Origin of the sequence: Pseudomonas sp. BF-B-30 (assembly GCF_019956305.1) — a bacterium.
Lineage (GTDB): Bacteria > Pseudomonadota > Gammaproteobacteria > Pseudomonadales > Pseudomonadaceae > Aquipseudomonas > Aquipseudomonas jessenii.
This window is the reverse complement of the sequence record NZ_JAHBDG010000034.1, coordinates 25,482-49,088: the sequence shown is the minus strand read 5'-3', so window position 1 is coordinate 49,088 and position 23,607 is coordinate 25,482. Positions and strand designations below refer to the sequence as shown.

At 61.9% G+C, this 23,607-nt stretch carries 22 protein-coding genes and 3 pseudogenes; 11 read left to right on the top strand and 14 right to left on the bottom strand.

All coding sequences use genetic code 11. The features are described 5' to 3' along the window. Nucleotides 1-302: 302 nt before the first annotated feature. On the top strand, nt 303-974 hold the full coding sequence (locus KGB29_RS18650) for a histidine phosphatase family protein (RefSeq protein WP_150814239.1): 672 nt from the start codon (nt 303-305) through the stop codon (nt 972-974). A 137-nt stretch (nt 975-1,111) separates the two neighbouring features. On the opposite strand, the gene mnmH is transcribed toward KGB29_RS18650, so the two are convergent. The 5 genes from mnmH to KGB29_RS18625 all read right to left on the bottom strand — a co-directional run bounded on the left by mnmH (nt 1,112) and on the right by KGB29_RS18625 (nt 5,483). Continuing rightward, entirely contained in the window at nt 1,112-2,215 is a 1,104-nt protein-coding gene (gene mnmH / locus KGB29_RS18645; protein WP_150814240.1) for a tRNA 2-selenouridine(34) synthase MnmH, read from the bottom strand. Then, the gene (gene selD / locus KGB29_RS18640; RefSeq protein WP_150814241.1) at nt 2,215-3,249 is read right to left on the bottom strand and encodes a selenide, water dikinase SelD; all 1,035 of its coding nucleotides are present in this window, start codon (nt 3,247-3,249) and stop codon (nt 2,215-2,217) included. Before selD ends, mnmH begins: the two co-directional genes overlap by 1 nt. 190 nt (nt 3,250-3,439) lie before the next feature. Continuing rightward, nucleotides 3,440-4,396, bottom strand: a complete 957-nt coding sequence (locus KGB29_RS18635) for a zinc-binding alcohol dehydrogenase family protein (protein WP_150814242.1) — start codon at nt 4,394-4,396, stop codon at nt 3,440-3,442. Between the two features lie 27 nt (nt 4,397-4,423). Next, nucleotides 4,424-4,597: a DUF1427 family protein gene (locus KGB29_RS18630; protein WP_079246732.1), complete on the bottom strand. Its 174-nt coding sequence runs from the start codon at nt 4,595-4,597 to the stop codon at nt 4,424-4,426. A gap of 106 nt (nt 4,598-4,703) precedes the next feature. Then, entirely contained in the window at nt 4,704-5,483 is a 780-nt protein-coding gene (locus KGB29_RS18625; RefSeq protein ID WP_057714009.1) for an AraC family transcriptional regulator, read from the bottom strand. Nucleotides 5,484-5,628: 145 nt separating this feature from the next. Here KGB29_RS18625 and KGB29_RS18620 point away from each other — a divergent pair, with 145 nt between their 5' ends. Further along, nucleotides 5,629-5,856, top strand: a complete 228-nt coding sequence (locus tag KGB29_RS18620) for a DUF6555 family protein (RefSeq protein ID WP_057714008.1) — start codon at nt 5,629-5,631, stop codon at nt 5,854-5,856. Nucleotides 5,857-5,889: 33 nt separating this feature from the next. After that, nucleotides 5,890-6,168 (top strand): hypothetical protein, encoded by a 279-nt coding sequence (locus tag KGB29_RS18615; protein ID WP_150814243.1) that lies wholly within the window; start codon nt 5,890-5,892, stop codon nt 6,166-6,168. A gap of 27 nt (nt 6,169-6,195) precedes the next feature. Here the strand turns inward: KGB29_RS18615 and KGB29_RS18610 are convergent, their stop codons facing one another. From KGB29_RS18610 to KGB29_RS18600, 4 genes and pseudogenes are all read right to left on the bottom strand, one after another. Beyond that, complete coding sequence (locus tag KGB29_RS18610; RefSeq protein WP_150814244.1) at nt 6,196-6,351, bottom strand: metallothionein; 156 nt, start codon at nt 6,349-6,351, stop codon at nt 6,196-6,198. Between the two features lie 148 nt (nt 6,352-6,499). Then, nucleotides 6,500-7,090 (bottom strand): annotated as a pseudogene (locus KGB29_RS28960) (methyl-accepting chemotaxis protein); the annotation flags it as partial. A 315-nt stretch (nt 7,091-7,405) separates the two neighbouring features. Next, nucleotides 7,406-8,176 (bottom strand): annotated as a pseudogene (locus tag KGB29_RS28955) (cache domain-containing protein); the annotation flags it as partial. Nucleotides 8,177-8,361: 185 nt separating this feature from the next. Further along, nucleotides 8,362-9,678, bottom strand: a complete 1,317-nt coding sequence (locus KGB29_RS18600; protein WP_056722503.1) for a Na+/H+ antiporter family protein — start codon at nt 9,676-9,678, stop codon at nt 8,362-8,364. A 360-nt stretch (nt 9,679-10,038) separates the two neighbouring features. On the opposite strand from KGB29_RS18600, the pseudogene KGB29_RS28950 reads away from it, so the two are divergent. From KGB29_RS28950 to KGB29_RS18590, 3 genes and pseudogenes are all read left to right on the top strand, one after another. Next, a pseudogene (locus KGB29_RS28950) lies at nt 10,039-11,328 on the top strand (HAMP domain-containing protein); the annotation flags it as partial. Nucleotides 11,329-11,430: 102 nt separating this feature from the next. Then, nucleotides 11,431-12,186: a methyl-accepting chemotaxis protein gene (locus KGB29_RS28945; RefSeq protein WP_371319477.1), complete on the top strand. Its 756-nt coding sequence runs from the start codon at nt 11,431-11,433 to the stop codon at nt 12,184-12,186. A 305-nt stretch (nt 12,187-12,491) separates the two neighbouring features. Continuing rightward, on the top strand, nt 12,492-14,168 hold the full coding sequence (locus KGB29_RS18590) for an MFS transporter (protein ID WP_150814248.1): 1,677 nt from the start codon (nt 12,492-12,494) through the stop codon (nt 14,166-14,168). A 120-nt stretch (nt 14,169-14,288) separates the two neighbouring features. Here the strand turns inward: KGB29_RS18590 and KGB29_RS18585 are convergent, their stop codons facing one another. Genes KGB29_RS18585 through KGB29_RS18570 form a run of 4 tightly spaced genes read right to left on the bottom strand, consistent with a single transcriptional unit; the run spans nt 14,289 to nt 16,902 of the window. Further along, on the bottom strand, nt 14,289-15,605 hold the full coding sequence (locus tag KGB29_RS18585; RefSeq protein WP_150814159.1) for a sensor histidine kinase: 1,317 nt from the start codon (nt 15,603-15,605) through the stop codon (nt 14,289-14,291). Then, the gene (locus KGB29_RS18580) at nt 15,602-16,270 is read right to left on the bottom strand and encodes a response regulator transcription factor (RefSeq protein ID WP_057714001.1); all 669 of its coding nucleotides are present in this window, start codon (nt 16,268-16,270) and stop codon (nt 15,602-15,604) included. The genes KGB29_RS18585 and KGB29_RS18580 overlap by 4 nt, the downstream gene beginning before the upstream one ends. 3 nt (nt 16,271-16,273) lie before the next feature. Continuing rightward, on the bottom strand, nt 16,274-16,594 hold the full coding sequence (locus KGB29_RS18575; protein ID WP_057714000.1) for a PepSY domain-containing protein: 321 nt from the start codon (nt 16,592-16,594) through the stop codon (nt 16,274-16,276). After that, nucleotides 16,594-16,902 carry a PepSY domain-containing protein gene (locus tag KGB29_RS18570; RefSeq protein WP_102671823.1) on the bottom strand — a complete coding sequence of 103 codons (309 nt, stop codon included), beginning with the start codon at nt 16,900-16,902 and terminating at the stop codon, nt 16,594-16,596. Before KGB29_RS18570 ends, KGB29_RS18575 begins: the two co-directional genes overlap by 1 nt. A 227-nt stretch (nt 16,903-17,129) precedes the next feature. Between KGB29_RS18570 and KGB29_RS18565 the strand changes: the two genes are divergently transcribed. The 4 genes from KGB29_RS18565 to codA all read left to right on the top strand — a co-directional run bounded on the left by KGB29_RS18565 (nt 17,130) and on the right by codA (nt 21,141). Beyond that, nucleotides 17,130-18,209 (top strand): patatin-like phospholipase family protein, encoded by a 1,080-nt coding sequence (locus KGB29_RS18565; protein ID WP_150814160.1) that lies wholly within the window; start codon nt 17,130-17,132, stop codon nt 18,207-18,209. 75 nt (nt 18,210-18,284) lie between these two features. Then, on the top strand, nt 18,285-18,641 hold the full coding sequence (gene queD, locus KGB29_RS18560; RefSeq protein ID WP_008021670.1) for a 6-carboxytetrahydropterin synthase QueD: 357 nt from the start codon (nt 18,285-18,287) through the stop codon (nt 18,639-18,641). Nucleotides 18,642-18,851: 210 nt separating this feature from the next. After that, nucleotides 18,852-19,673: an alpha/beta fold hydrolase gene (locus KGB29_RS18555; protein ID WP_150814161.1), complete on the top strand. Its 822-nt coding sequence runs from the start codon at nt 18,852-18,854 to the stop codon at nt 19,671-19,673. 223 nt (nt 19,674-19,896) lie between these two features. Then, on the top strand, nt 19,897-21,141 hold the full coding sequence (codA, locus tag KGB29_RS18550; RefSeq protein ID WP_057713996.1) for a cytosine deaminase: 1,245 nt from the start codon (nt 19,897-19,899) through the stop codon (nt 21,139-21,141). Between the two features lie 119 nt (nt 21,142-21,260). Here codA and KGB29_RS18545 read toward each other — a convergent pair whose 3' ends face one another. Further along, the gene (locus KGB29_RS18545) at nt 21,261-22,253 is read right to left on the bottom strand and encodes a diaminopimelate epimerase (protein WP_150814162.1); all 993 of its coding nucleotides are present in this window, start codon (nt 22,251-22,253) and stop codon (nt 21,261-21,263) included. A 165-nt stretch (nt 22,254-22,418) separates the two neighbouring features. Between KGB29_RS18545 and KGB29_RS18540 the strand changes: the two genes are divergently transcribed. Next, entirely contained in the window at nt 22,419-23,570 is a 1,152-nt protein-coding gene (locus KGB29_RS18540; RefSeq protein WP_218544050.1) for an MFS transporter, read from the top strand. The last annotated feature ends 37 nt before the right edge of the window (nt 23,571-23,607 follow it).

The window sequence follows — 23,607 nt, the reverse complement described above, 5'->3', positions numbered from 1 at the left end:
GAAGCCATCGATCTCGCTGATAGGCGAGATCAAAAGAAATCACGACTGTTTCAACGCCCTCCGGTGTAGCGTGTCCACAATTGTGCAACATCCTGTCGATAACCTTCGCTGCAAACCCGTGAAGGTTACCGGTACATTGCCGCCCACTCGGCCGGAATCGAACCAAACGGGCTCAGGGGACTCTGAGAACCACCCCTTTGATGACGGACCGGCTTCAATGACATGGAAAACACCCGACGCAGGACAATCGTGGTGTAGAGGTTTGTCAGCCTTAACCGAATTGCGCTGAAGACCCTTTACACATGAATCTGTTCAATTTTGCCAAACGCTTCAAACATCGCGCTTACCTTTTGTTGCCCGCCTTATTGGTGGTTAGCGCGGTGTGCCTGACGCTGGAGTCCGGCCTGAGTCGCGCCCAACCAATGGATGGCACCCAGACGCTGGTCTTCCTGCGTCACGGGGAAAAACCCGCCGGAGGCCTGGGCCAGCTCAATTGCCAGGGACTGAACCGCGCCATCGACCTGGCCACGCTGCTGCCGGACAAGTTCGGCAAGGCCAACTATGTGTTTGCGGCGAACCCGACGCGGAACGTCGAGGAAGGCGAGCTCGACAATTCCTACAGCTACATCCGCCCACTGATGACCATCAGCCCTAGCGCCATCAAGCTTGGCCTGCCGGTGAACATCAACTTTTCCGCCAATGACACCAGTGACCTGGCCGATGAACTGCTCCACGACAAGTACCACAATGCGGTCATCTACACGGCCTGGTCCCACGGCTATCTGCCGGAGCTGATCAACAAGGTTGCCGGCGACGCCACCGGCAAGAAAATGACCATCACGGATGACTGGGAGTCCAGCGACTACGACTCGCTGTATGTACTCACCCTGACCTGGCACAACGGCAAGGCCAGCTTGCAGAGCCATGTGTACAAGCAAGGCCTGGATAATGGTGCCGAAACCTGCCCGACCTGAGGCATGCGTTGTCTGAGCGGGCGCCTTCGCGAGCAAGCCCGCTCCCACAGCAGATCTTCAGTGAACACAGATTTTGTGTACGACGCAGATCCAATGTGGGAGCGGGCTTGCTCGCGAAAGGGCCGGCAAAAGCACCCTCAAGCCTTCTGCTTCACTCGCTCACGCAGATACTCGAGAACCGCCCCCCGCTCCCCGGAAAACTCGATCCGCGCGTCTTTCTTCTCCCGCTGAAACGCATACATCGGATCGTAATACTCGCACAGCAGGCCTTCGATCCAGCCCCGGTGCAGATCCACCGCGCCACTGCGGGCCTGCTCGGCCAATGCATCCTCCATCAAAACCAGCATGCGCCGATGACGTTCGCCACCCAGGCGCTTCTGCACATTGTTCAGGCTTGCCAGCAAGCGTTCGGAAAACAGCGCAAAGCCCTCCTCGCCATGCACGTCGATGAATTCGGCACACAGATCCACCACGTAATCGCGCAGGATCCGCTCGACCCGCCCTTCCAGGCTGTCTTCAAGCCACACCATCGGAAACTGCTGCATGCCCTGGTAAAGCGGTAACGGCAAGGCACAACTGCCCACCGCACGGCTTTCGTCTTCCAATACGAATTGCTCGATGCCCCGGGCGCGTTTTTTCAGTACGTCTACGGCCAAGCGGTTTTCGAAGTCGATATTCGAGGGTTGGCCCGTGGCGCGCTTGCCGAAACTGGAGCCGCGATGATTGGCATGACCTTCAAGGTCCACGGCATTGTCGAGTTGCGTGAGCACCTCGGTTTTGCCGGTGCCGGTCATCCCGCCCAGCAAGACGAAATTGCACTGGGTCACGGCTTGATCGAGGGTGTCCAGCAGGAAGGTGCGCATGGCCTTGTAGCCACCGCCCACCCGTGGATAGTCGATGCCCGCCTCGTCCTTGAGCCATTGCTGGACAATCTGCGAGCGCAGGCCGCCGCGAAAGCAATACAACAGGCCATCCGGATGCGCCCGGGCAAAATCGGCCCAGGCCTGGATGCGTTCGGCCTTGACCGCGCCCGACACCAGTTGATGCCCCAGCACGATGGCCGCTTGCTGGCCGTGCTGCTTGTAGCAGGTGCCGACCCGCTGGCGTTCATGGTCATTCATCAACGGCAGGTTGATCACGCCGGGAAACGCGCCTTTGTTGAATTCGACCGGCGCGCGGGCGTCCATCATGGGACGGTCGTTGAGGAAGATGTCGCGGTAATCAGTGCAGTCGACGAACATCAAAACACCTCGACTGCGTTGCTCTGTCGCTCGACCAGTTCACCGATCGGTTCCAGGCTCAGGCCCAGTTCGGCGGCCACCGAGAGGAATTGCTCGTTGCCTTGAGGCGTCACGGCAATCAGCAGGCCACCGCTGGTCTGCGGGTCGCAAAGCACACGTTTGTGCAGCTCCTGAAGGCGTCCGAGCTTGCTGGCGTAGCTGTCGAAATTGCGCAGAGTCCCGCCCGGTACGCAGCCTTGTTCCAGGTAATACTCCACCCCCGGCAGGCGCGGTACGCGGTCATATTCAATGCGCGCCGTGAGCTGGCTGCCGTCGGCCATTTCCACCAGGTGCCCGAGCAGGCCGAAACCGGTGACGTCAGTCATCGCGGTCACACCGTCGAGCTTGCCGAAACGGCTGCCGGGTTTGTTCAGGGTGCACATCCAGTCCCGGGCCAGGCCGATGTCGGCGTTGCGCAATTTGCCCTTTTTCTCGGCCGTGGTAAGGATGCCGATCCCCAGGGGCTTGGTGAGGTAAAGCAGGCAACCGGCCGTGGCGGTGTCGTTGCGCTTCATGTGGCGCTTTTCCACCAGACCGGTGACGGCCAGGCCAAAGATCGGTTCTGGCGCGTCGATGGAGTGCCCACCTGCCAACGGGATACCCGCCGCGTCACACACCGAACGACCGCCGCGTATCACTTCCCGGGCAACTTCCGGGGCCAGCACGTTCACCGGCCAGCCCAGAATCGCAATCGCCATCAACGGATCGCCGCCCATCGCATAGATGTCGCTGATGGCATTGGTGGCGGCAATTCGACCGAAATCGAAGGGATCGTCGACGATCGGCATGAAAAAGTCGGTGGTCGAGACCACGCCGCGTTCATCATCGATTGCATACACCGCCGCATCATCGCGCGAGGCATTGCCGACCCAAAGTTTCGGGTCGAGGTTCTGCGTCCCACTGCCGGCCAGGATCACTTCCAGCACCTGGGGGGAAATCTTGCAACCGCATCCAGCGCCGTGGCTGTATTGAGTCAGGCGAATCGGCTCGCTCATAGGGGTACCTCATTGGGTCAATGGGCCGATTCTAGCAGAGCGAGGCATGCGCAAGGCGTTGCGCGGCCATGGACCTTGTGGGAGCGGGCTTGCTCGCGAAGAGGCCTTCACAGCCGACATCCATGCCGGCTGATACTCCGCCATCGTCGGAACGCCGCCCGGAGCAAGTTCGCTCCCACATTGATCGCGGTTATGGCAATAGAATCACTTTGTCACCACTGCCCTGATTCACCTCGGCATAACGCTCCAGGCCTTCGGCCAATGGCGACTCGAACAAGCCCTGGGGCAACGGCAACAGGTCTTGATCGAAGAACCGGCCGAACTGTTCGAGCATCGCCGCACACGCCTGCACCCCGTACAGCAACGAGTTGATCCCCACAACCGAGCCCCCCTTGCGATACAACGCCAGGGCCGGCAACTGCACGTGACCGTCCACGGGTGCCGCGATGATCGCGATGCGGCCGAACGTGGCCAGGGCCGCTACCGAGGCCGGCAGCCAGAAACCGGTGGTGTCGAAAATCACGTCGGCGCCGCCGGCATACACCGCGTTGACCTGTGCGCCCAGGTCTTCGGGTTTATCCAGTTGCAGGGTCTGGTAGCCCTGGTCCTGCAAATCCTTGACCTGCTCCGGACGCCGCGCGGCCGCCAACACCCGGGCACCGCGCACCTTGGCCAAGGCCAGCGCGGCACTGCCGACTGCCCCGCCACCGATGACCAGCAATCGGGTTTCGGCCGTCACCAGACTGCGCTCCAGCGCATCCCACGCCGTGGTGTACGGCACGCCAAGGCTGGCGGCCTGGGCAAAGCTCAGATGCGTAGGTTTGAGCGCCACGCCGTTGGCCGGCAGCTTGACGAACTGCGCGTGGGAACCGTCGGCGAAAAAGCCCAGTTCCTTGCCCGTGCCCCAGACTTCCCGACCGATCATCGCCTGCGGGCCGGCCACGACAACACCGGCAAAGTCACGACCGGGAATCCGCGGCAAGGTGGTGTAGGGAAAACGTCCCAGCACATTCTTCACATCGCTGGGGTTGAGGCCAGCGGCCTTGATCTCGACCAGCACTTCATCGGCGCCGGGAACGGGGGTAGGCACCTCAACGTAGCGCAGGGCCGAGAGATCACCGGTTTTATCGAATTGCAGAGCTTTCATGGGCGTATCCATCGAGTCGAAAAGGGTTCAGGAGATCCAGCCAGCCACCAGCCCCCGCCCCATCGGCCAGAGTTTTTCGCCGGCGAGCATGCCGAGCAGGCCCACCAGGGCGATGGCCGGGGGTGCGGGAGAACGAAAATCCAGGGCGCCGTAGAGCAGACCGACGCCCAGACCGATGGCCAATGACACGAGGTAGTTCATGGCAGACTCCGGGGCAATTGAGGTATGCGCCAAGTCTAGGGGGCGACGCCTTTGATCATCGGTCAAGTGCTTCTGAATTTCGGCCAAAGCCTGGTTTTCGAGGAAATCAGTCCTGGCGTTGCGCCGCAGGAAACTGCGAAGGGGCAACGCCCAGCTCACGACGAAACATGTCGCTGAAGCTGCTCGGAGAATATCCCAGCTCCCGGGCAATCGCGCTGACCGGTACGCCCTGGATCAGCTCGGCCACCGCCGTCGCCAATTGCACCTGACGCCGCCACTCGGCGAAGCCCATGCCCAAACCGTCCTTGAACAGCCGCGCCAGGGTGCGCACGCTGGCTCCGGCGTTATCCGCATGTTGTTCGAAAGGAATGTCCAGTGAAGGCGCGGCCATGACCGCCTGACACAGGTTCATCAGCCGTCGGTCGGAATCGTCCGGCAGCGGAATTTTCAGCAGCGAACGCCTGGCCCGCTTGAGTTCCAGCAGCGCCAGGCCCACCAGCGCGTCGTAATACTCGGGCGCCCCGTCGTTACCCTGCTCCACCAGCCCGACGATCAGTTCGCGCAACAAACCCCCGACCTCGATCACCTGAACGCTGTCATCCAGGGTCGCCGCCAGGGACGGTCGCAGGTAGATATTGCGCATTTGCAGGTCCGATACCACACGAATGCCATGCGGCACGCCGGGCGGCAACCACACCGCCCGTTGCGGAGGCACCACCAGCGCCTCATGCGGCGTCTCGACCCACATCACCCCGCTCATCGCATACAGCAACTGGCCCCAGACGTGCTCATGGGGCTCGATGTACAACCCGCGCGGATAGGTGCGGGCCAGCGGTTGCACAGGCACATCGGTGTCACTCAGGTCAGGCGGTGCGGCGAGGGCCATGGTCTATGTTCATTGGGTACGGGAAGGCTCCATGGTAACGAGGCGCCGAACGTGTCGCCAGCAACCGCCGGTATCCGACAATCCGAGTGAATTTTTCTGATGGCGCGCGATCCTTTTATGTACAACAGGGAGGAACCGGGGCTTTATGAACAGTGCAAAATTATTCGTCATCGAGTACACCCTCCATGGTGCTCCGAAATCATTCATCATCCGACTGGAAAAAATGGATAACGCAGAAGCCTGGCATTGGGCGAGTTGTGACGCGGGGGTGGGGCGAATCCCCCGATTCGGACGCGAAAAGGTGCAAAAGACCAGCAAGCCGATGGCTGAAAAATTCGGCGTGGAAAACGTCAAGTGGCGGCCGGCGAACTAATATCCGGTAACCATCAGGTTCGGGGGAAGGGATATGAGCGCAACACCCGTCAACAGCCCTGTGCAACTGGACTACGATCTGGACACGCCGAGCGGCCGCATCACCATGAGCACCGAGTGCCGGGTCGGACTGGAACAGGTCGAAAATGACCCATTCTGCTTCGCCATACGCGTCCCGGCGCCACTGCCGGAAGATCTGGAGCAAGCCAAGACCCTGGTGCTGCGGGTCGAAGGGCGGCGCTTGCAAGGCACCGTCCGCCACAGCGAACGCCTGGAAGATGACAGCCTCAGGCTGGAAGTGGAGCCGGACTAGGCTCCACTTTTGCGTATGCCGTGGTTTTCAGTGGGCACACTTGCAGCCTTGGGAAGCGCACTCCTCGCCGTGCTCGTGATGCTTGGCACAGGCTTCACAGCAATAGTGCTTGCCGTGACGCACGATCGGGTGCTCGCCGAGCTTGCAGGAACACTTCGGACAATCGCATTTACGGTCGGTCATGGGGTTGACTCCTTGGGTAGTGGTCGTCGGGGGCTTGCGATGTAACCCGTCTTACCAAGTGTAGGAGTTGAGCCGAAAGGTGCGTGGAACTCCGTCCAGGCTGATTACCCGGCAGGTTCCGAACCCCACAGGCTTTGTCTCTGCTCCGTCAGATACGGAACTGCCCGACCAGGCTGCCCAGGCGTTGACCGAGGTCGGCCAGGCTGCGAGAGGTTTGCGCGCCGAGTTGGGTTTCGTCGGCGACGCTGTCCACCGCCACGGCAATCTGGTGCACGCTGCGATTGATCTCTTCGGCCACGGCGGTCTGCTCTTCGGCGGCACTGGCGATCTGTGCGTTCATCGAGTTGATGGTCGCGATCAGCTGAGCCATGGTGTCCAGCGAAGCCCCCGCCTCGTTGGCCTGGGCCGAGGTGCCGTCGCCGGCCTCGCTGGAGCGACGCATCGCCTCCACCGCCGACTGGGTGCCGGCCTGCAAACGGTCGATCATGCCCTGGATTTCCTGGGTGCTGATTTGCGTGCGGCTGGCCAGCGCCCGCACTTCATCGGCCACCACCGCAAAGCCGCGCCCGGCCTCGCCGGCGCGGGCGGCTTCGATGGCCGCGTTGAGCGCCAACAGGTTGGTCTGCTCGGCAATCGAGCGGATCACCCCGAGCACGCTGACAATCGACGACACGTCTTTTTGCAGGCTGTCCAGGGACACGCCGCTGCTGCGGATGTCGTCCACCAGGGCATGGATCTTCTCGATGCTGCCGGCCACAACACGCTTGGCCGCCTGCCCTTCTTCGTCGGTCTGCTGGGCTGCTACCGCGGCGTTCTGCGCGCTCTTGGCCACTTCCTGGGCCGCCGCCGACATTTCGTTGATCGCTGTGGCCACCTGATCGGTTTCGTGACGCTGGCGTTCCATGGCCTGGTCCGAACGGTTGGCCTGGTCGGACACCTGGTTCACCAGCCCGGTCAGCTGCGAGGTCATTTCGGTGATCTGCCGTACCAGGCCGTGGATCTTGTCGACGAAACGGTTGAACGAACCGGCCAGTTCACCGAGCTCGTCCTGACTGGTGATGGTCAGGCGGCGGGTCAGATCGCCTTCGCCCGCCGCGATGTCGTCGAGGTTGGCTTTCATCAGATGCAGCGGACGCACAATGGTGTTGGCCAGCAGCATCCCGGCAGCAGCGATCACCAACAGCACCACGACTGCTACGCCAACGATACTCAGCACCATGCCTTGCATGCGCTCCTGGACCTTGGCTTCGACCACGGCCACTTGTGCTTCGATGCCGTCGAGGTTGACCGCGGTGCCGACCGCCATGTCCCACTTCGGCAGGTATTCGGTGTAGCCGAGCTTGGGCACCAGCACCAGGGTGTTGCCAGGCAATGGCGAGCTGTATTGCAGGTAGTGCGTACCGTCCTTGGCGACTTTCACCAGGTCGCGGTTGACGTAGACACCGTTCGGGTCGCGGTTGTCCTTGAAGCTCTGGCCCACGCCCTCGGGGCTATTGGCCTTGAACAGGCGCACGGTGTTGGAGTCGTAGCCGAAGAAGTAGCCGTCCTTGCCGTAGGTGATGCTCGACAGCAGCTTGATCACTTGGGCCCGCGCCGCCTCATCGCCGGGGGCGGCGGCGTCGTAGAGCGGTTTGATCGTGGTCATGGCCACGGCCACGTAGCTTTGTAAGGTTGCCTTGGCATCGCTGAGCAGGCGCTCGCGGGTCTGCTCGACTTCCTTGCGCGCCTGATCCTGAAGAATGAACAGCGTGGTCAGGCTGATGACCAGCGCAAACAGCAACACCGGGAGGACGGCAAGGGACAGGACTTTTGCCTTGAGGCTCATGCGCATGACGTTCACTCTTTTGATTTTTGTTGGCGTGGTTAAAAGCTTTAACGGCACGCCGGGTCAAAAGTTGAATGCGATCAATGTGGGAGCGGGCTTGCTCGCGAAGGCGGTGTGCCAGACACATCGATGCTGGATGTGCCGCCGTCTTCGCGAGCAAGCCCGCTCCCACAGGGGTATCGGGGTTAGAGGACCATCGCCGCCACCCAGCCAAACGCCAGCAACGGCAGGTTGTAGTGCAGGAAGGTCGGGACCACGGTGTCCCAGATGTGATGGTGCTGGCCGTCGATGTTCAGGCCGGAAGTCGGGCCCAGGGTCGAGTCGGAAGCCGGTGAACCGGCGTCGCCCAGGGCACCGGCCGTGCCGACGATGCACACGATCGCCAACGGGCTGAAGCCCAGTTGCACGCACAGCGGCACGAAGATCGCCGCCAGGATCGGCACGGTGGAGAACGACGAGCCGATGCCCATGGTCACCAGCAACCCCACCAGCAACATCAGCAAGGCGCCAATGCCTTTGCTGTGATCGATGTACGACGCCGACGACTCGACCAGCGTCTGCACCTCACCGGTGGCCTTCATCACTTCGGCAAACCCCGAGGCGGCGATCATGATGAAGCCGATCATCGCCATCATTTTCATGCCTTCGGTGAACAGGTCGTCGGTGTCACGCCATTTGACAATGCCCGACACCGAGAAGATCAGGAAGCCGACCAGCGCACCGATGATCATCGAATCGAGCAACAACTGAATGATGAACGCCGCCGCGATGGCCACGCCGGCCACCATCAGGCTCAGCGGGTTGTATTGCACCGCCACTTGCTCGACCTGTTCGATCTTCGCCAGGTCGTAGACACGCTTCTTGCGGTAGCTGACAAACGCGATCAGCAGGCCCGCCACCATGCCCAGGGCCGGAATGCCCATGGCGTGGGTCACGTTGATGCCGCTGATGTCCACGCCGCTGCGGGCGACGTTGGCCAGCAGGATCTCATTGAGGAAGATGTTGCCGAAGCCCACCGGCAGGAACATGTAGGGCGTGATCAGGCCGAAGGTCATGACGCAGGCGATCAGTCGACGGTCCAGTTGCAGCTTGGTCAGCACATAAAGAAGTGGCGGCACCAGCAACGGAATAAACGCGATATGTATCGGCAAGATGTTCTGCGAGGCGATGGCCACGACCCAGAGCAGGCCAATCAGCAGCCACTTGACCTGGCCACCGCCGCTGGCGTGCTGGCGATCGACCATGGCCAGGGCCTTGTCGGCCAGCGCATGGGCCATGCCGGACTTGGCAATGGCCACGGCGAAAGCACCGAGCAAGGCGTAGGACAACGCCACCGTCGCCCCGCCACCGAGGCCGCTGTTGAAAGCCTTGAGCGTCGCCTCGATTCCCAGGCCACCGGTCAAGCCACCGACCAGCGCACCGACGATCAGGGCGATCACCACATGCACGCGGGACAGGCTGAGGATCAGCATGATGCCGACCGCGGCAATTACTGCATTCATTTCATTACCTCGATACAAACGAAAAGACTCCGTCCGGCAGTCTGCGAAGAGCCACCAGCGGATTAAGGAATGGGTTTTATTAGAGGGCGCGCACTGTGCCGCAGCGTCACCTCCTTGTCAAAGCACCTCGGCGCTGTCGAGATGTAACGACATGTGAAGACCTGTAGGAGCGAGCGAGCTCGCGATGCACCTGAGAGCACCGGGGGGGATCAGGTTTCCATCATCATCGTTGACGACCATCGCGAGCATGCTCGCTCCTACAGGGGGAAGTGTTTGATAGCCGATAGACGGGATAAAGAAACCAAAATCCCGGCCGTTACAGTGCAAAGTCTCAGATATTTATCGAATAAGGACGTCTCCATGTCGCTCAGACAACTTTCCATTCAATGGAAAATCACCCTGCTGGCCGGGCTGTGCCTGGCGGGTATCGTGACCCTGCTGGTGGGTCTTTCGCTGTACCGCATGGAGCACAGCTCCGAGCTGGTGAAAGCCTCGAGCATGGAGATGCTGACAGAGGCGGCCCAGGCCCGGATCGAGTCCCAAGGCGAAAACCAGGCGCTGGGGATACGCCAGCAGTTCATGGACGCTTATCAGTACGGCCACGGCTTCTCCCGGCAGGTGCTGTTCCTGCGTGACCAGGCCGAGAAGCGCTTTCTCGATGCCTTCGACCTGCGCGAAGACCTGACCCGCCAGGTCAAGTCAGCCCTGCAAGCCAACCCGGACCTGCTCGGCCTGTCCCTGGTGTTCGAACCCAATGGGCTGGACGGCAAGGACGAACTGTTCGCCGGTCAGGCCGAGCTTGGCAGCAACGACAAGGGTCGTTTCGCCCTCTACTGGTCGCAGCCGACGCCGGGCAAGGTAACGTCCATGGCGCTGCCGGAAAAGGACATGGCCGACACCAGCACCGGCCCCAGCGGCGAAGCGGCCAACGCCTGGTTCACCTGTCCGCGCACCACGCTCAAGCCGTGCGTGATCGAACCTTACTTCTATGAGATCGACGGTCAGAACGTGCTGATGACCAGTATCGTTTTCCCGCTGATGGTCAACGGCAAGGTGATCGCCTCGCTATCCGTGGACATCAACCTCAACAGCCTGCAAGCGGTCAGCCTGGGCGCGAGCAAGAAGCTCTATGACGGCCAGACCAGCGTCAGCATCATCAGCCCGGCCGGCCTGCTCGCCGGCTACAGCCCGGACGCCGGCAAACTCAGCCAGCGCCTGGACGCCGTGGATAAGGCCAATGGCGCCGAACTGCTGCGCATGCTTGCCGCCAGCAGCAAGACCGGCAGCCTGCACAGCCATCAGCAACTGAAAGTGCTGGCACCCTTCCAGCCGATTCCCGACGGTAAATCCTGGGGCGTGCTGCTCGACGTGCCGGAGAAAGTCCTGGTCGGCCCGGCCGAAGCCCTGAAAAAGCAACTCGACGACAGCAACACCGCCGGTACCCTGGTCGAGCTCGGCCTGGGGGTGCTCGCCGCGCTGCTCGGTCTGCTGCTGGTGTGGCTGATGGCCCGCAGCGTCACCCGACCGATCCTCGGCGTGGCGCACATGCTCGAAGACATCGCCAGCGGCGAAGGTGACCTGACCCGCCGCCTGGCCTACGACAAGCAGGATGAACTGGGCCAGTTGGCCGGCTGGTTCAACCGTTTCCTCGACAAGCTGCAACCGATCATTGCCGAAGTGAAGCGCTCGGTGCAGGACGCCCGCAGCACCGCTGATCAGTCGTCCGCCATCGCCGCACAGACCAGCGCCGGCATGGAGCAGCAGTACCGCCAGGTGGACCAGGTGGCGACCGCCTCCCATGAAATGAGCGCCACCGCCCAGGACGTCGCCCGCAGCGCCGCACAGGCGGCCCACGCCGCCCGCGATGCCGACCAGGCGACCCGTCAGGGCCTGACCGTGATCGACCGCACCACCGCCAGTATCGACAACCTCGCCGCCGACATGAGCGCGGCCATGGTTCAGGTCGAAGGTCTGGCGGCCAACAGCGAGAAGATCGGCACGGTGCTGGAAGTAATCCGTGCGATTGCCGAGCAGACCAACCTGCTGGCCCTCAACGCAGCGATCGAAGCGGCCCGTGCCGGTGAGGCCGGGCGCGGGTTTGCCGTGGTGGCCGATGAAGTGCGCAACCTGGCCCGGCGTACCCAGGAATCCGTGGAAGAAACCCGTCTGGTGATCGAACAACTGCAAAACGGCACCCAGGAGGTGGTGGGTTCGATGAACAACAGCCATCGTCAGGCCCAGGGCAGTGTCGAGCAGGTTGGCCAGGCCGTGACGGCGCTGCGCCAGATCGGTGACGCGGTGACCGTGATCAACGACATGAATATGCAGATCGCCAGTGCCGCCGAAGAGCAAAGCGCGGTGGCCGAGGAGATCAACAACAACGTGGCGACCATCCGCGACGTGACCGAGTCGCTGTCGGGCCAGGCCAATGAATCGGCGCGGGTCAGCCAGTCGCTCAATAGCCTGGCGAACCAGCAGCAGAGCCTGATGGATCAGTTCCGCGTTTAAACCCGGCAACATCCCCTGTGGGAGCGGGCTTGCTCGCGAAAGCGGTGTATCAGACACATAGATGTTGAATGTGCCGCCGCCTTCGCGAGCAAGCCCGCTCCCACATTTGTTTCTGCACCCACTCATCAAATGATGGCAAGTGGATATCTGCCGCAAGCCGATTATGCTTCATGGAACCTTGCAGCGCCTTCGGGCGTCAACCTGAATGCAAACCACGTAATCCAATGACTTCAGCCCCAGGGCCTGGGTACGGTAAGTGTTGGTGGGAACTCCGGCCTACAACAAGAGCAAGACGGAGAATACTCATGGCAGCAATCGACAATGCAACCACGGGCAGCACGCCCAACCGCGGGCTCACCCGGGAGGAGCGCAAGGTCATCTTCGCCTCGTCCCTGGGCACCGTGTTCGAATGGTACGACTTCTACCTGTACGGCTCCCTCGCGGCGATCATCGCCAAGCACTTCTTCGCCGGTGTCAACGAAACAACCTCCTTCATCTTCGCCCTGCTCGCCTTCGCCGCAGGCTTTGCCGTGCGGCCCTTCGGTGCCATCGTGTTCGGCCGGTTGGGCGACATGATCGGGCGCAAGCATACGTTTCTCATCACCATCGTGATCATGGGTATCTCCACGGCCGTGGTGGGTTTGCTGCCCGGCTATGCGACCATCGGCGTCGCCGCGCCGATCATCCTGATCAGCCTGCGCCTGTTGCAAGGCCTGGCGCTGGGCGGTGAGTACGGCGGCGCAGCGACCTACGTGGCCGAACATGCGCCCAAGGGCAAACGCGGCTTCTTCACCTCGTGGATCCAGACCACAGCAACCCTCGGCCTGTTTCTTTCACTGTTGGTGATCCTCGCCTGCCGTACCGCTCTGGGCACCGAAGCTTTCGAAGCCTGGGGCTGGCGGATTCCGTTCCTGCTGTCGATCCTGCTGCTGATTATCTCGGTGTACATCCGCTTGCAGCTCAACGAGTCGCCGGTGTTTGTGAAAATGAAGGCCGAAGGCAAGTCTTCCAAGGCGCCGCTGACTGAATCTTTCGCACGCTGGGAGAACCTGAAGATCGTGATCATGGCCCTGCTCGGCGGCACCGCCGGCCAGGCGGTGGTCTGGTACACCGGGCAATTCTATGCGCTGTTCTTCCTGTTGCAGACGCTGAAGATCGAACCGCAAACCGCGAACCTGCTGATTGCCGGCTCCCTGTTGATCGGCACGCCGTTCTTCGTCATTTTCGGCAGCCTGTCCGACCGTATCGGGCGCAAGGGCATCATCATGGCCGGCTGCATCCTCGCGGCCCTGACTTACTTCCCGATCTTCCATGCGCTGACCCAGTACGGTAACCCCGACGTGTTCATCGCGCAGGAGAAGAATCCGGTCACGGTCGTCGCCAATCCCGCCCAGTGTTCGTTCCAGTTCGACCCGGTGGGCAAGGCCAAATTCACCAGTTCCTGTGACTTGGCCAAGACCGTGCTGGCCAAAAGGGCAATACCCTACAAGAACGTGGATGCCGAGCCGGGCGCCGTTGCGCAGGTGCGCATTGGCGATAAAGTGATCGAGAGCTTCGAGGGCACCGGCATGCCGGCCGCCGACTTCAAGGCCAGGAACGACGCCTTTGCCACCACCCTCGCCACCGCCCTCAAGGACGCCGGCTACCCCGAAAAGGCCGACCCGGCCAAGACCAACTACCCAATGGTGTTGCTACTGCTGACGATCCTGGTGATCTACGTGACCATGGTCTACGGGCCGATTGCCGCCTGGCTGGTGGAACTGTTCCCGGCACGCATCCGCTACACCTCGATGTCGCTTCCCTACCACATCGGCAATGGCTGGTTTGGTGGCTTCCTGCCGACGGTGGCGTTCGCCATGGTGGCGGCCACGGGGGATATCTACTACGGGCTGTGGTATCCGATTGTCATCGCGGTGATGACGGCGGTGCTGGGTATTTTCTTCATGCCGGAAACCAAGGATCGGGAGATTCATCACACCTGACCGGCGCCCGGTACTGTGGGAGCGAGCTTGCTCGCGATAGCGTCAGCACATTCGACATCAATGTGACAGACAGATCGCCATCGCGAGCAAGCTCGCTCCCACAGGGTTCCTGGTGTGACATCAAGTATGTTTAGGCAACTCGATGACGACCTTCAACCCGCCCCATTCGCTTTCCAGCAACGACAGTTTGCCGCCCCAGCTATCGACGATGTCGCGCACGATGCCCAGCCCCAAACCATGCCCATGGGTTTGCTCATCCAGCCGCGTACCTCGGCCGAACACCTGATCGCGACGTTCTTCGGGAATGCCCGGGCCGTCATCTTCCACGTTGAGTTCAAAGCCCTCTGCAGTCTCGGCCACACTCAGGCGAACCTCGGCATCCGCCCACTTGCAGGCGTTATCCAGCAGATTGCCCAACAGTTCCAGCAGGTCTTCGCGATCCCAGGGCAATTGCAGGCCGGTGGGTGCGCGGTAGCTCAGCGCCAGGTGTTCGCCATGGATCATGTTCAGGGTGGCCAGCAACCCGGGGAGTTCCGCATCGCAATCGAACAGTGCGCCCGGCAACGCATCGCCGGACAACCGCGCACGATTGAGTTCCCGATTGAGCCGTTGCTGGACTTGCTCCAGTTGCTCCTTGAGGACCTTGCGCAATTGCGGGTGCGCGTCGAGTTGCTCGCTTGAAGCCAGGCTCAACAGCACCGCCAGCGGAGTTTTCAAGGCGTGGCCGAGGTTGCCCAGGGCATTGCGTGAGCGCTTGAGGCTGTCCTCGGTGTGGGCCAGCAGATGGTTGATCTGCGCCACCAGTGGTTCCAGTTCCACCGGCACCTGATCATCGAGTTGCGAACGCTGGCCCTGCTGAAGCTGCGCAATCTGCTCGCGGGCCTGCTCCAGCGGACGCAAGGCCCGGCGCACGGTAATCCGTTGCAGCAGCAGAATCAGCAGCAACGCCGTCAAACCGAGACCAAACCCGAGCTGTTGCATGCGCCGGAAGCTTTCGCGAATTGGCGTGTAGTCCTCGGCGACGCTGATGGAGATCGGCAACCCCGAACGTCGATAGTCCGTACGCAGCACCAGTAACTGTTGCCCTTCCGGACCCAGTTGCAAGTTGCCATGCAGGCCGGGGTGATCGAGCACCGGCAGTTCCTGATCCCATAAAGAACGGGAACGCCAATGGCCGTCGGCGAAATCGATGCGGAAATAATGCCCGGAGAACGGCCGTTGATAAGCCGGTGACAGGCGTCGCTCATCCAGTTGCAAGCCTTGCGGCCCGCGCACCAGTGCCGCCAGCAGGTTCTCGCTGTCATTGCGCAACCCGGCTTCGAGGTAGCGCTGCAACCCCAATTCGAACAGCCACAGGCTGGTTTGCGCCAGCACCAGGCCAACGACCACCATCACGCTGATCAGGCCCAGGCTCAAGCGGCGCTGGATCGATCTCACCGGGCTTGCCCGCCGAACAGATAACCCTGGCCGCGACGGGTTTCAATCACACTTTTGCCGAGCTTGCGGCGCAAGTGGTTGACGTGGACTTCCAGCACATTGGAATCGCGCTCGGTTTCACCGTCGTAGAGGTGTTCGGCGAGGTGACTTTTGGAGAGGATCTGCTCGGGGTGCAGCATGAAATAACGCAACAGGCGAAACTCCGCTGCGGTCAATTGAATGTCCGCGCCGTCGCGCACAACGCACTGGCGACCTTCGTCCAGATGCAACCCGGCAGCCTTGAGCGTTGGCTGGTTGACCTGGCCATGGGAGCGGCGCAACAACGCCTGGATGCGCAAAAACAACTCTTCGGGATGGAATGGCTTGGTCAGGTAGTCGTCGGCGCCGGCCTTGAGGCCTTCGATGCGTTCGGCCCAGGAGTCTCGGGCCGTCAGGATCAGCACCGGCGTGGCCAGCCCCGCCGCGCGCCATTGCGCCAGCACCTCAAGCCCCGGCACGCCGGGCAAACCGAGGTCGAGGATGATCAGGTCGTAAGGCTCGGTGCTGCCCTGATGTACCGCATCGCGACCATCGGCCAGCCAGTCCACCGCATACCCCTGGCGATTGAGGCCGGCCAGCAGTTCGTCGGCCAGGGGCACATGGTCTTCCACCAGGAGCAAACGCATGGATCAGTCTTCCTTGTCTTTGAGTAAACGGCCGGTGGTGGCGTCGATGCCCAGTTCGCGGACCACGCCCTCAGGGGTCAGCAGCTCGACTTCATAAATGTAGACGTCGTGTTTTTCTTCGAGCTCGGCTTCCAGCAGCTTCGCACCGGGGTAGTGACCCATCGCCTGCTGCAGCAGTTGCTCCAGCGGCAGGATCACGCCCTGTTGACGCAGGCTCAGGGCCTCATCCTGATCCAGGTCGCGGGCCAACACTGCCGAGCAAAACGCCAGAAGCAACAGCGCCATCCGGCTACCGGTGCATCGCTTGAATAAAAACACCTTCATTACGAATCCTGATGATCCTTGAGAACCTGCCCGCTGACAGCGTCTAATTCCACATCCCAGTCGATGCCCTGAGGATCGCGCAGCTCGACCTTGTACAGGTATTTGCCATAACGCTGTTCCAGCTCGGTTTCACTGACGGTGGAACCCGGATGCCTGGCCACCGCGTTGGCATTGAGTGTCTCGAACGACACAATGGTACCAGCGTCGCGCAATCTCAGCGCTTCATCCGGGCCAAGTTCCCGGGCGTGGGCGAGGCTTGCGGTCATGCCGAGGATCGACGCGGTGAACAGGGTGGTCAGGGTTTTCATGGGTGTCTCCGTATTTCTTCAGGTGCTGCCTGTGGGCGCCACCTTAACCGGATGAACTTAATTGAAACTGAATTGCCATCATTGGCAACACCGCAAATGCCCTGTGGGAGCGGGCTGGCTCGCGAAGAGGCCGTGTCAGTCGCCATTAATGTGTTGACGGTCACACCGCTTTCGCGAGCAAGCCCGCTCCCACATAATCTGCCCGCTGAACAGACTTCGAGACTTTAATGACCGCCATCCACATCAAGTTCCCTTCCCTGACCCTCAAGGCCGGTCCAGGTGCCTTTGCGCGCATTCGTGACAGCGGCTTGAACGCCGCCGACGTCGGCACCTTGCCTGGCGCCGCTGGCGGTCCGAAGGCACTGGGGATTCAGGGTCTGGACCTGGCGCTGTTCGGCGAGTGGCTGCCGGCGGCACCGCGGGAACGCTCGCTGATTGGCGCATCGGTGGGTTCCTGGCGCTTCGCCAGCGCCTGCCTGCCGGACGCCGCCGAGGGCATCCGGCGTCTCGGACAGCTCTACACCGAGCAACACTTTGCCAAGGGCGTGACCATGGCGCAGATCAGCCAGAGCTCACAGCGAATGCTCAATGACCTGCTCGACGGTCGCGATGCCTCGATCCTCGACAACAACCATTACCGCCTGAACATCATGGTGGTCAAAAGCCACGGCCTGCTGGCCGACGATCATCGCGGCCGCCTCGGGCTGGGCCTGTCGTCGGTCATCGCCGACAACCTGCGCGGCCGGGCGCGGCTGGCACGACACTTCGAACGCCTGATCATCCACGACCCGCGCCTGGCGCCGCCAGTCAATGCCTTGAATGACTTCCCGTCGCGCTTCGTCGCCCTCAATGCCGGCAACTTGCGCCAGGCCCTGCTGGCCTCGGGCTCGATCCCGATGGTGATGCAAGGCGTGCGCGATCTGCCGGGCGCCGGCGCCGGTACCTTCCGCGACGGCGGTCTGCTGGATTACCACCTGGACCTGCCCTACAGCGGCAACGACATCGTGCTTTACCCGCATTTCACCGACCGGGTGATTCCCGGCTGGTTCGACAAGACCCTGCCGTGGCGCCGCGCCTGCCCGGCTCGCTTGCAGAACGTGCTGTTGCTGGCGCCGTCGAAGGAATACCTGGCGCGCCTGCCCTACGGCAAACTGCCAGACCGTAACGACTTCAAGCGTTTCATGGGCGACGCCCCGAGCCGGCAGAAATACTGGCGCACGACCATGGACGAAAGCCGCCGCCTGGGCGACGAATTCCTCGAACTGGCCGCCAACGGTCGCCTGGGCGAGCGCTTGCTGACCCTTTAGTCAGGACAAACTGGTAAACTCGCCACCTGCCCGAATCGCTGCGGCGAACGCCACCTGAACAGAGCTGAAGATACTGTGGAAATTTTCAAAGAGTTTACCTTCGAATCCGCCCACCGCCTGCCCCACGTACCGGACGGCCACAAGTGCGGGCGCCTGCACGGTCACTCGTTCAAAGTGGCAATCCACCTGAGCGGCGACCTCGACCCGCACACCGGCTGGATCCGCGATTTTTCGGAAATCAAAGAGATCTTCAAGCCGCTGTACGAGCGTCTGGACCACAACTACCTGAACGACATTCCTGGCCTGGAAAACCCGACCAGCGAAGTGCTGGCCAAGTTTATCTGGCAGGAATTGAAGCCTCTGCTGCCGGAACTCAGCGCGATCCGTATCCACGAGACCTGCACCAGCGGGTGCATCTATCGCGGCGAATAAGCCGGCAGACAATTGCAGAACCCTGTGGGAGCGAGCTTGCTCGCGATGACGGCGCCACATTCAACATCGATGTGACTGACACAACGCCATCGCGAGCAAGCTCGCTCCCACAATGGAACAGCGTTTTGTCAGAGAAAAAGAAAACAGCCTTCATCGGCTGTTTTTTTATGCCTATGCTTTTTGCCTCGCACCCGCCAAGAGGACACACCTATGACTGACTGGCCACTGCCCCAGACCTACCGCTTCAAAGGGCACTCCGTGCGCTACGCCGTGCGCGGCGACGGCCCGCCGCTGGTGTTCGTGCATGGCACGCCCTTCTCCTCTTATGTCTGGCACCGGATTGCCCCGCACTTCATCACCACGCACCGGGTGCACTATTTCGATTTGCTGGGCTACGGGCAATCCGAGAAAGTTGATGGTGACGTGTCCCTGGGTGTGCAGAACGAATTGCTGACGCAGTTGCTGGATCATTGGGGCCTGGTTCGCCCCGACGTGGTGGCCCATGACTTTGGCGGTGCCACGGCGCTGCGAACGCACCTGCTAAACGGCAAGGATTACCGCAGCCTGACACTGATCGACCCGGTGGCGCTCACGCCCTGGGGTTCGCCGTTCGTGCAGCATGTGCGCCAGCATGAAGCCGCCTTCAGCGGACTGCCCGATTACATCCAGCAAGCGATCGTGCCGGCTTACATCCGCGGGGCGATCAAGCGGAAAATCCCGGACCACGAACTCGCCCCCTATGTTCAGCCGTGGCTGGGAGAGCCGGGGCAAGCGGCGTTCTACCGGCAGATCGCGCAGATGAACGAGCGTTATACCTGCGAGGCCGAGGGCCTGTACTCGACGATTCGCTGCCCGGTGCAGATTCTCTGGGGTGAAGATGACCAGTGGATTCCCATCGAACGCGGGCGGGCCTTGCAGCAGATGATTCCCGGATCGCGGTTTTATCCGATTCCCAACGCCGGTCATCTGGTTCAGGAAGACGCGCCCGAAGCGGTAGTCGCGGCGCTGCTGCGGTTTTTGCCCCTGCAGTAATCCTCCAGAACAAACCCAATCCCCTGTGGGAGCGGGCTTGCTCGCGAAAGCGGCAGTACATCCAGCATCTATGTAGCTGACACACCGTCTTCGCGAGCAAGTCGGATCGCCGCACCGCCGCTCCCACATTTGAACGGTGGTGATCAATGTCACTGGCGGGAATCGCCGCTGGCGAGCTAACGTAAGAGTATTGCCTAAACGATTCGCCAAAAGGATCTGCCCGATGCACATCATCAATGCCCGTCTGCGCAACCAGGAAGGCCTGCATGAGTTGAACCTGGAAAACGGCCTGATCAGCAGCATCGGCCGCCAGATCGAAGCCCCGACCCTGGGCCCTGACGATCTGGATGCCGGCGGCAACCTGGTGGTACCGCCTTTTGTCGAGCCGCACATCCACCTCGACGCAACCCTGACCGCCGGCGAGCCGCGCTGGAACATGAGCGGCACGCTGTTCGAAGGCATCGAGTGCTGGGGCGAACGCAAGGCGACCATCACCCAGGAAGACACCAAGGCCCGGGCAAAGAAAACCATCCAGACCCTCGCCGCCCACGGCATCCAGCATGTGCGCACCCACGTTGACGTCACCGACCCGCAACTGACCGCGCTCAAGGCGATGCTCGAAGTACGCGAGGAAAGCCGGCACCTGGTCGACCTGCAAATCGTCGCATTCCCTCAGGAAGGCATCGAGTCCTACCGCAATGGCCGCGAATTGATGGAAGAAGCGATCCGCATGGGCGCCGACGTGGTAGGTGGCATTCCGCATTTCGAATACACCCGCGATCAGGGCGTCAGCTCGGTGAAGTTTCTCATGGACCTGGCCGAACGCAGCGGTTGCCTGGTGGATGTGCATTGCGACGAAACCGACGACCCGCATTCACGCTTTCTCGAAGTGCTCGCCGAAGAGGCCCGCAGCCGCGACATGGGTTCGCGGGTCACGGCCAGCCACACCACGGCCATGGGCTCCTACGACAACGCCTACTGCGCCAAACTGTTTCGCTTGCTCGGGCATTCGGGGATCAGCTTTGTCTCCTGCCCCACCGAAAGCATCCACCTGCAAGGTCGCTTCGACAGTTTCCCGAAACGCCGGGGCGTGACCCGGGTCAACGAGTTGCTGGAAGCAGGCATGAACGTGTGCTTCGGCCAGGACTCCATCGTCGATCCGTGGTATCCGCTGGGCAACGGCAACATTCTGCGGGTTCTCGAAGCCGGCCTGCACATCTGCCACATGCTCGGTTATCGCAATCTGCAAAGTGCGCTGGACCTGGTGACGGACAATAGCGCCCGAGCCATGAACCTCGGCGATCGCTATGGCCTGGAGCGCGGGCGGCCGGCGAACCTGCTGATTCTGTCGGCGGAGAGTGATTACGAGATGATCCGCAGCCAGGGGTTGCCGCTGTACTCAGTGCGCGATGGCAAGGTCTTGATGAAGCGGACGATGCCGGTGGTGGAGTTCAGTGGGCTGGACTGAGTTTGGTGTTGTCTGGCCTGGCCTCTTCGCGAGCAAGCCCGCTCCCACATTTAATCGCGTTTGTCTGGACAACTCGGTCAACTGTGGGAGCGGGCTTGCTCGCGAAAGCTATTTTGAAGTCAATCAATTAACCGAGCCGTACCAAACAGACTGACCCGACTCAACTCCCCCAACTCTTCCGCCAGCAAGATCGGCGCCGTGCCACCCGGCATCGTCACCTTCACCTCCCCGGCGCTTACCCAACCTGCCCGCCAGGCCGCACAGGCCACCGCGCTGGCGCTGGTCCCCGACGACGCCGTCGGCCCCTCGCCCCGCTCGAATACCCGCGCGGCGATGTGTCCTTCGGACACGCGCATTGCCCATTGCAGGTTGACTCCCGCCGGACAAGGCTTGCCTGCGCCGACCGGCATGGCGTAGGCGATTCGCGTCAGCCCTTCACCCAGTGCCGGCTCGCGCATCTGCTCGTTGCTCGGCAGGTCCTCGGCACTTTCCACCAGCGTCACGCAATGGGGATTGCCGACCCGCGCGAACTGACTGTGCGACCATGCACTATTGAGTGCCGACAATTGTTCAACGTGGCTGAGTTCGCGACCATTGAACATCGCCGCTTCAACCCCGTGAGCACTGACCGCCGACGGCCCGAATCCCGGCTGGCCCAGATCGAGCCAAAAACCCTTCACGCCCTCGACCTCTGCGGCTTTCACTGAAGTCTGCCCCGGCGAAGGCGAATCAGCCTTGTCGTGGTGAACCCTGAGCAGACAGGCTTCGTTCTGCGGCAACAGCCCTTGATCACTGAGGGCCTGGGAAAAAATCGTCAGCCCGTTGCCACTGCGCTCGGCCAGGGTACCGTCGGTGTTGACGATCAACAGATCAAAGGGAGGCGACGACTGAAACGGTCCGACCAGCAAACCGTCGCTGCGATGATCCTTGCTACCGGACGCTTGAGTGCCTGGAGCCCAACTGCAGCAAGCCTCGATCGCGGCTGGCGCCCAGGCTTCAAGGGTTTGCGCTGCCTGGCTGGCCTGGTCGGGCAGGTCGATGCCCTGACGGCGCAGCTCTTCGGGCGTTACCACGATGTAAATGTTGCCCCGTGCATCGTACCTCTGAGCCATGGCGCCCTCCGTGTGTCATTGGAATGGCTCAACATATCGCGAAAAACACCGACGCTGTGCAACCATATCGCCCTGTTTGACCGTAAAACTTTCCGGGCACTGATCGAACCCTCACAGGCCGATCACTGTCCGTTGAGGACGCGACGCTTTTTGCCAAGGATTGTCATGACCAGCCTCAACAGCCAAACCACCTTCGTACCCGGGCGCCTGGAACAGATGTCCACGCGCATCGCCTTTTTCATCGCCGGGGTCGGCATCGCCGCGTGGGCACCGCTGGTGCCCTATGCCAAGGCCCGGGCCGGACTGGATGAAGGCACCCTGGGATTGTTGCTGCTGTGCCTGGGGGTAGGTTCGATCCTGGCGATGCCGCTGGCCGGGATCCTGTCCACACGTTTCGGCTGCCGGCGGGTGACGGCCGGCGGGACCCTGCTGATCTGTGCCGCCCTGCCGCTGCTGGCGACGGTGTCGTCGATTCCGGCGCTGATCGCCGCATTGTTCATGTTCGGCGCGGGGCTGGGCACCGTGGATTCGACGGTCAACCTGCAAGCGGTGATCGTCGAGCGCGCCAGCGGCAAAAACATGATGTCGGGGTTCCATGGCCTGTTCAGCCTGGGCGGGATTGTCGGCGCGGCAGGCGTCAGCGGATTGCTTGGCCTGGGGATCTCCCCCCTGGGGGCCACGCTGGTGGTGATCGTGTTGCTGCTGATCGCGCTGGCCAAGGCCGTGCCGCATCTGTTGCCCTACGGCAGCGAGAGTTCGGGGCCGGCGTTTGCCGTGCCCCATGGCATCGTCCTGTTCATTGGCGGCATGTGCTTCATCGTGTTCCTCGCCGAAGGCGCTGCGCTGGACTGGAGCGCGGTGTTCCTGACACAGGAACGTGGCATCGACACAGCGTATGCGGGGCTCGGTTATGCGGCGTTTGCCTTGACCATGACGGCCGGGCGTTTGACCGGTGACAAAATCGTACGACGGTTGGGCGCGACGCGGGTGATTGTGTCCGGCGGGCTGACCGCCGCCGCAGGTTTGTTTCTGGCGACGTTCGCACCGAGCTGGGAAGCGGCGCTGGTGGGTTATGCGTTGCTGGGTGCCGGTTGCTCGAACATTGTGCCGGTGCTGTACACCGCAGTCGGCAAGCAGACGGTCATGCCCGAAAGCATCGCCGTGCCGGCCATTACCACCCTGGGTTATGCGGGCATCCTGGCAGGCCCCGCCGTCATCGGCTTCGTCGCCCATGGCAGCAGCTTGAGTTTCGCCTTTGCCCTGATGGCGGTACTGCTGGTGGCGGTGGCGATTGGCGGGAAGGTGTTGAAGGTCTGAATTGTGGCGAGGGGGCTTGCCCCCGTTGGACTGCGTA

Excerpts from the sequence above, each read along its gene's own strand:
- KGB29_RS18610 (WP_150814244.1), bottom strand. The coding sequence starts at position 6,351 with ATGACCGACCGTAAATGCGATTGTCCGAAGTGTTCCTGCAAGCTCGGC.
- KGB29_RS18635 (WP_150814242.1), bottom strand. The coding sequence starts at position 4,396 with ATGAAAGCTCTGCAATTCGATAAAACCGGTGATCTCTCGGCCCTGCGC.
- KGB29_RS18630 (WP_079246732.1), bottom strand. The coding sequence starts at position 4,597 with ATGAACTACCTCGTGTCATTGGCCATCGGTCTGGGCGTCGGTCTGCTC.
- KGB29_RS18540 (WP_218544050.1), top strand. The coding sequence starts at position 22,419 with ATGACCAGCCTCAACAGCCAAACCACCTTCGTACCCGGGCGCCTGGAA.
- KGB29_RS18545 (WP_150814162.1), bottom strand. The coding sequence starts at position 22,253 with ATGGCTCAGAGGTACGATGCACGGGGCAACATTTACATCGTGGTAACG.
- KGB29_RS18600 (WP_056722503.1), bottom strand. The coding sequence starts at position 9,678 with ATGAATGCAGTAATTGCCGCGGTCGGCATCATGCTGATCCTCAGCCTG.
- mnmH (WP_150814240.1), bottom strand. The coding sequence starts at position 2,215 with ATGTTCGTCGACTGCACTGATTACCGCGACATCTTCCTCAACGACCGT.
- KGB29_RS18620 (WP_057714008.1), top strand. The coding sequence starts at position 5,629 with ATGAACAGTGCAAAATTATTCGTCATCGAGTACACCCTCCATGGTGCT.
- KGB29_RS18575 (WP_057714000.1), bottom strand. The coding sequence starts at position 16,594 with ATGAAGGTGTTTTTATTCAAGCGATGCACCGGTAGCCGGATGGCGCTG.
- KGB29_RS18615 (WP_150814243.1), top strand. The coding sequence starts at position 5,890 with ATGAGCGCAACACCCGTCAACAGCCCTGTGCAACTGGACTACGATCTG.
- KGB29_RS18580 (WP_057714001.1), bottom strand. The coding sequence starts at position 16,270 with ATGCGTTTGCTCCTGGTGGAAGACCATGTGCCCCTGGCCGACGAACTG.
- codA (WP_057713996.1), top strand. The coding sequence starts at position 19,897 with ATGCACATCATCAATGCCCGTCTGCGCAACCAGGAAGGCCTGCATGAG.
- KGB29_RS18590 (WP_150814248.1), top strand. The coding sequence starts at position 12,492 with ATGGCAGCAATCGACAATGCAACCACGGGCAGCACGCCCAACCGCGGG.
- KGB29_RS18565 (WP_150814160.1), top strand. The coding sequence starts at position 17,130 with ATGACCGCCATCCACATCAAGTTCCCTTCCCTGACCCTCAAGGCCGGT.
- KGB29_RS18625 (WP_057714009.1), bottom strand. The coding sequence starts at position 5,483 with ATGGCCCTCGCCGCACCGCCTGACCTGAGTGACACCGATGTGCCTGTG.
- KGB29_RS28945 (WP_371319477.1), top strand. The coding sequence starts at position 11,431 with ATGGAGCAGCAGTACCGCCAGGTGGACCAGGTGGCGACCGCCTCCCAT.
- selD (WP_150814241.1), bottom strand. The coding sequence starts at position 3,249 with ATGAGCGAGCCGATTCGCCTGACTCAATACAGCCACGGCGCTGGATGC.
- KGB29_RS18555 (WP_150814161.1), top strand. The coding sequence starts at position 18,852 with ATGACTGACTGGCCACTGCCCCAGACCTACCGCTTCAAAGGGCACTCC.
- KGB29_RS18650 (WP_150814239.1), top strand. The coding sequence starts at position 303 with ATGAATCTGTTCAATTTTGCCAAACGCTTCAAACATCGCGCTTACCTT.
- KGB29_RS18570 (WP_102671823.1), bottom strand. The coding sequence starts at position 16,902 with ATGAAAACCCTGACCACCCTGTTCACCGCGTCGATCCTCGGCATGACC.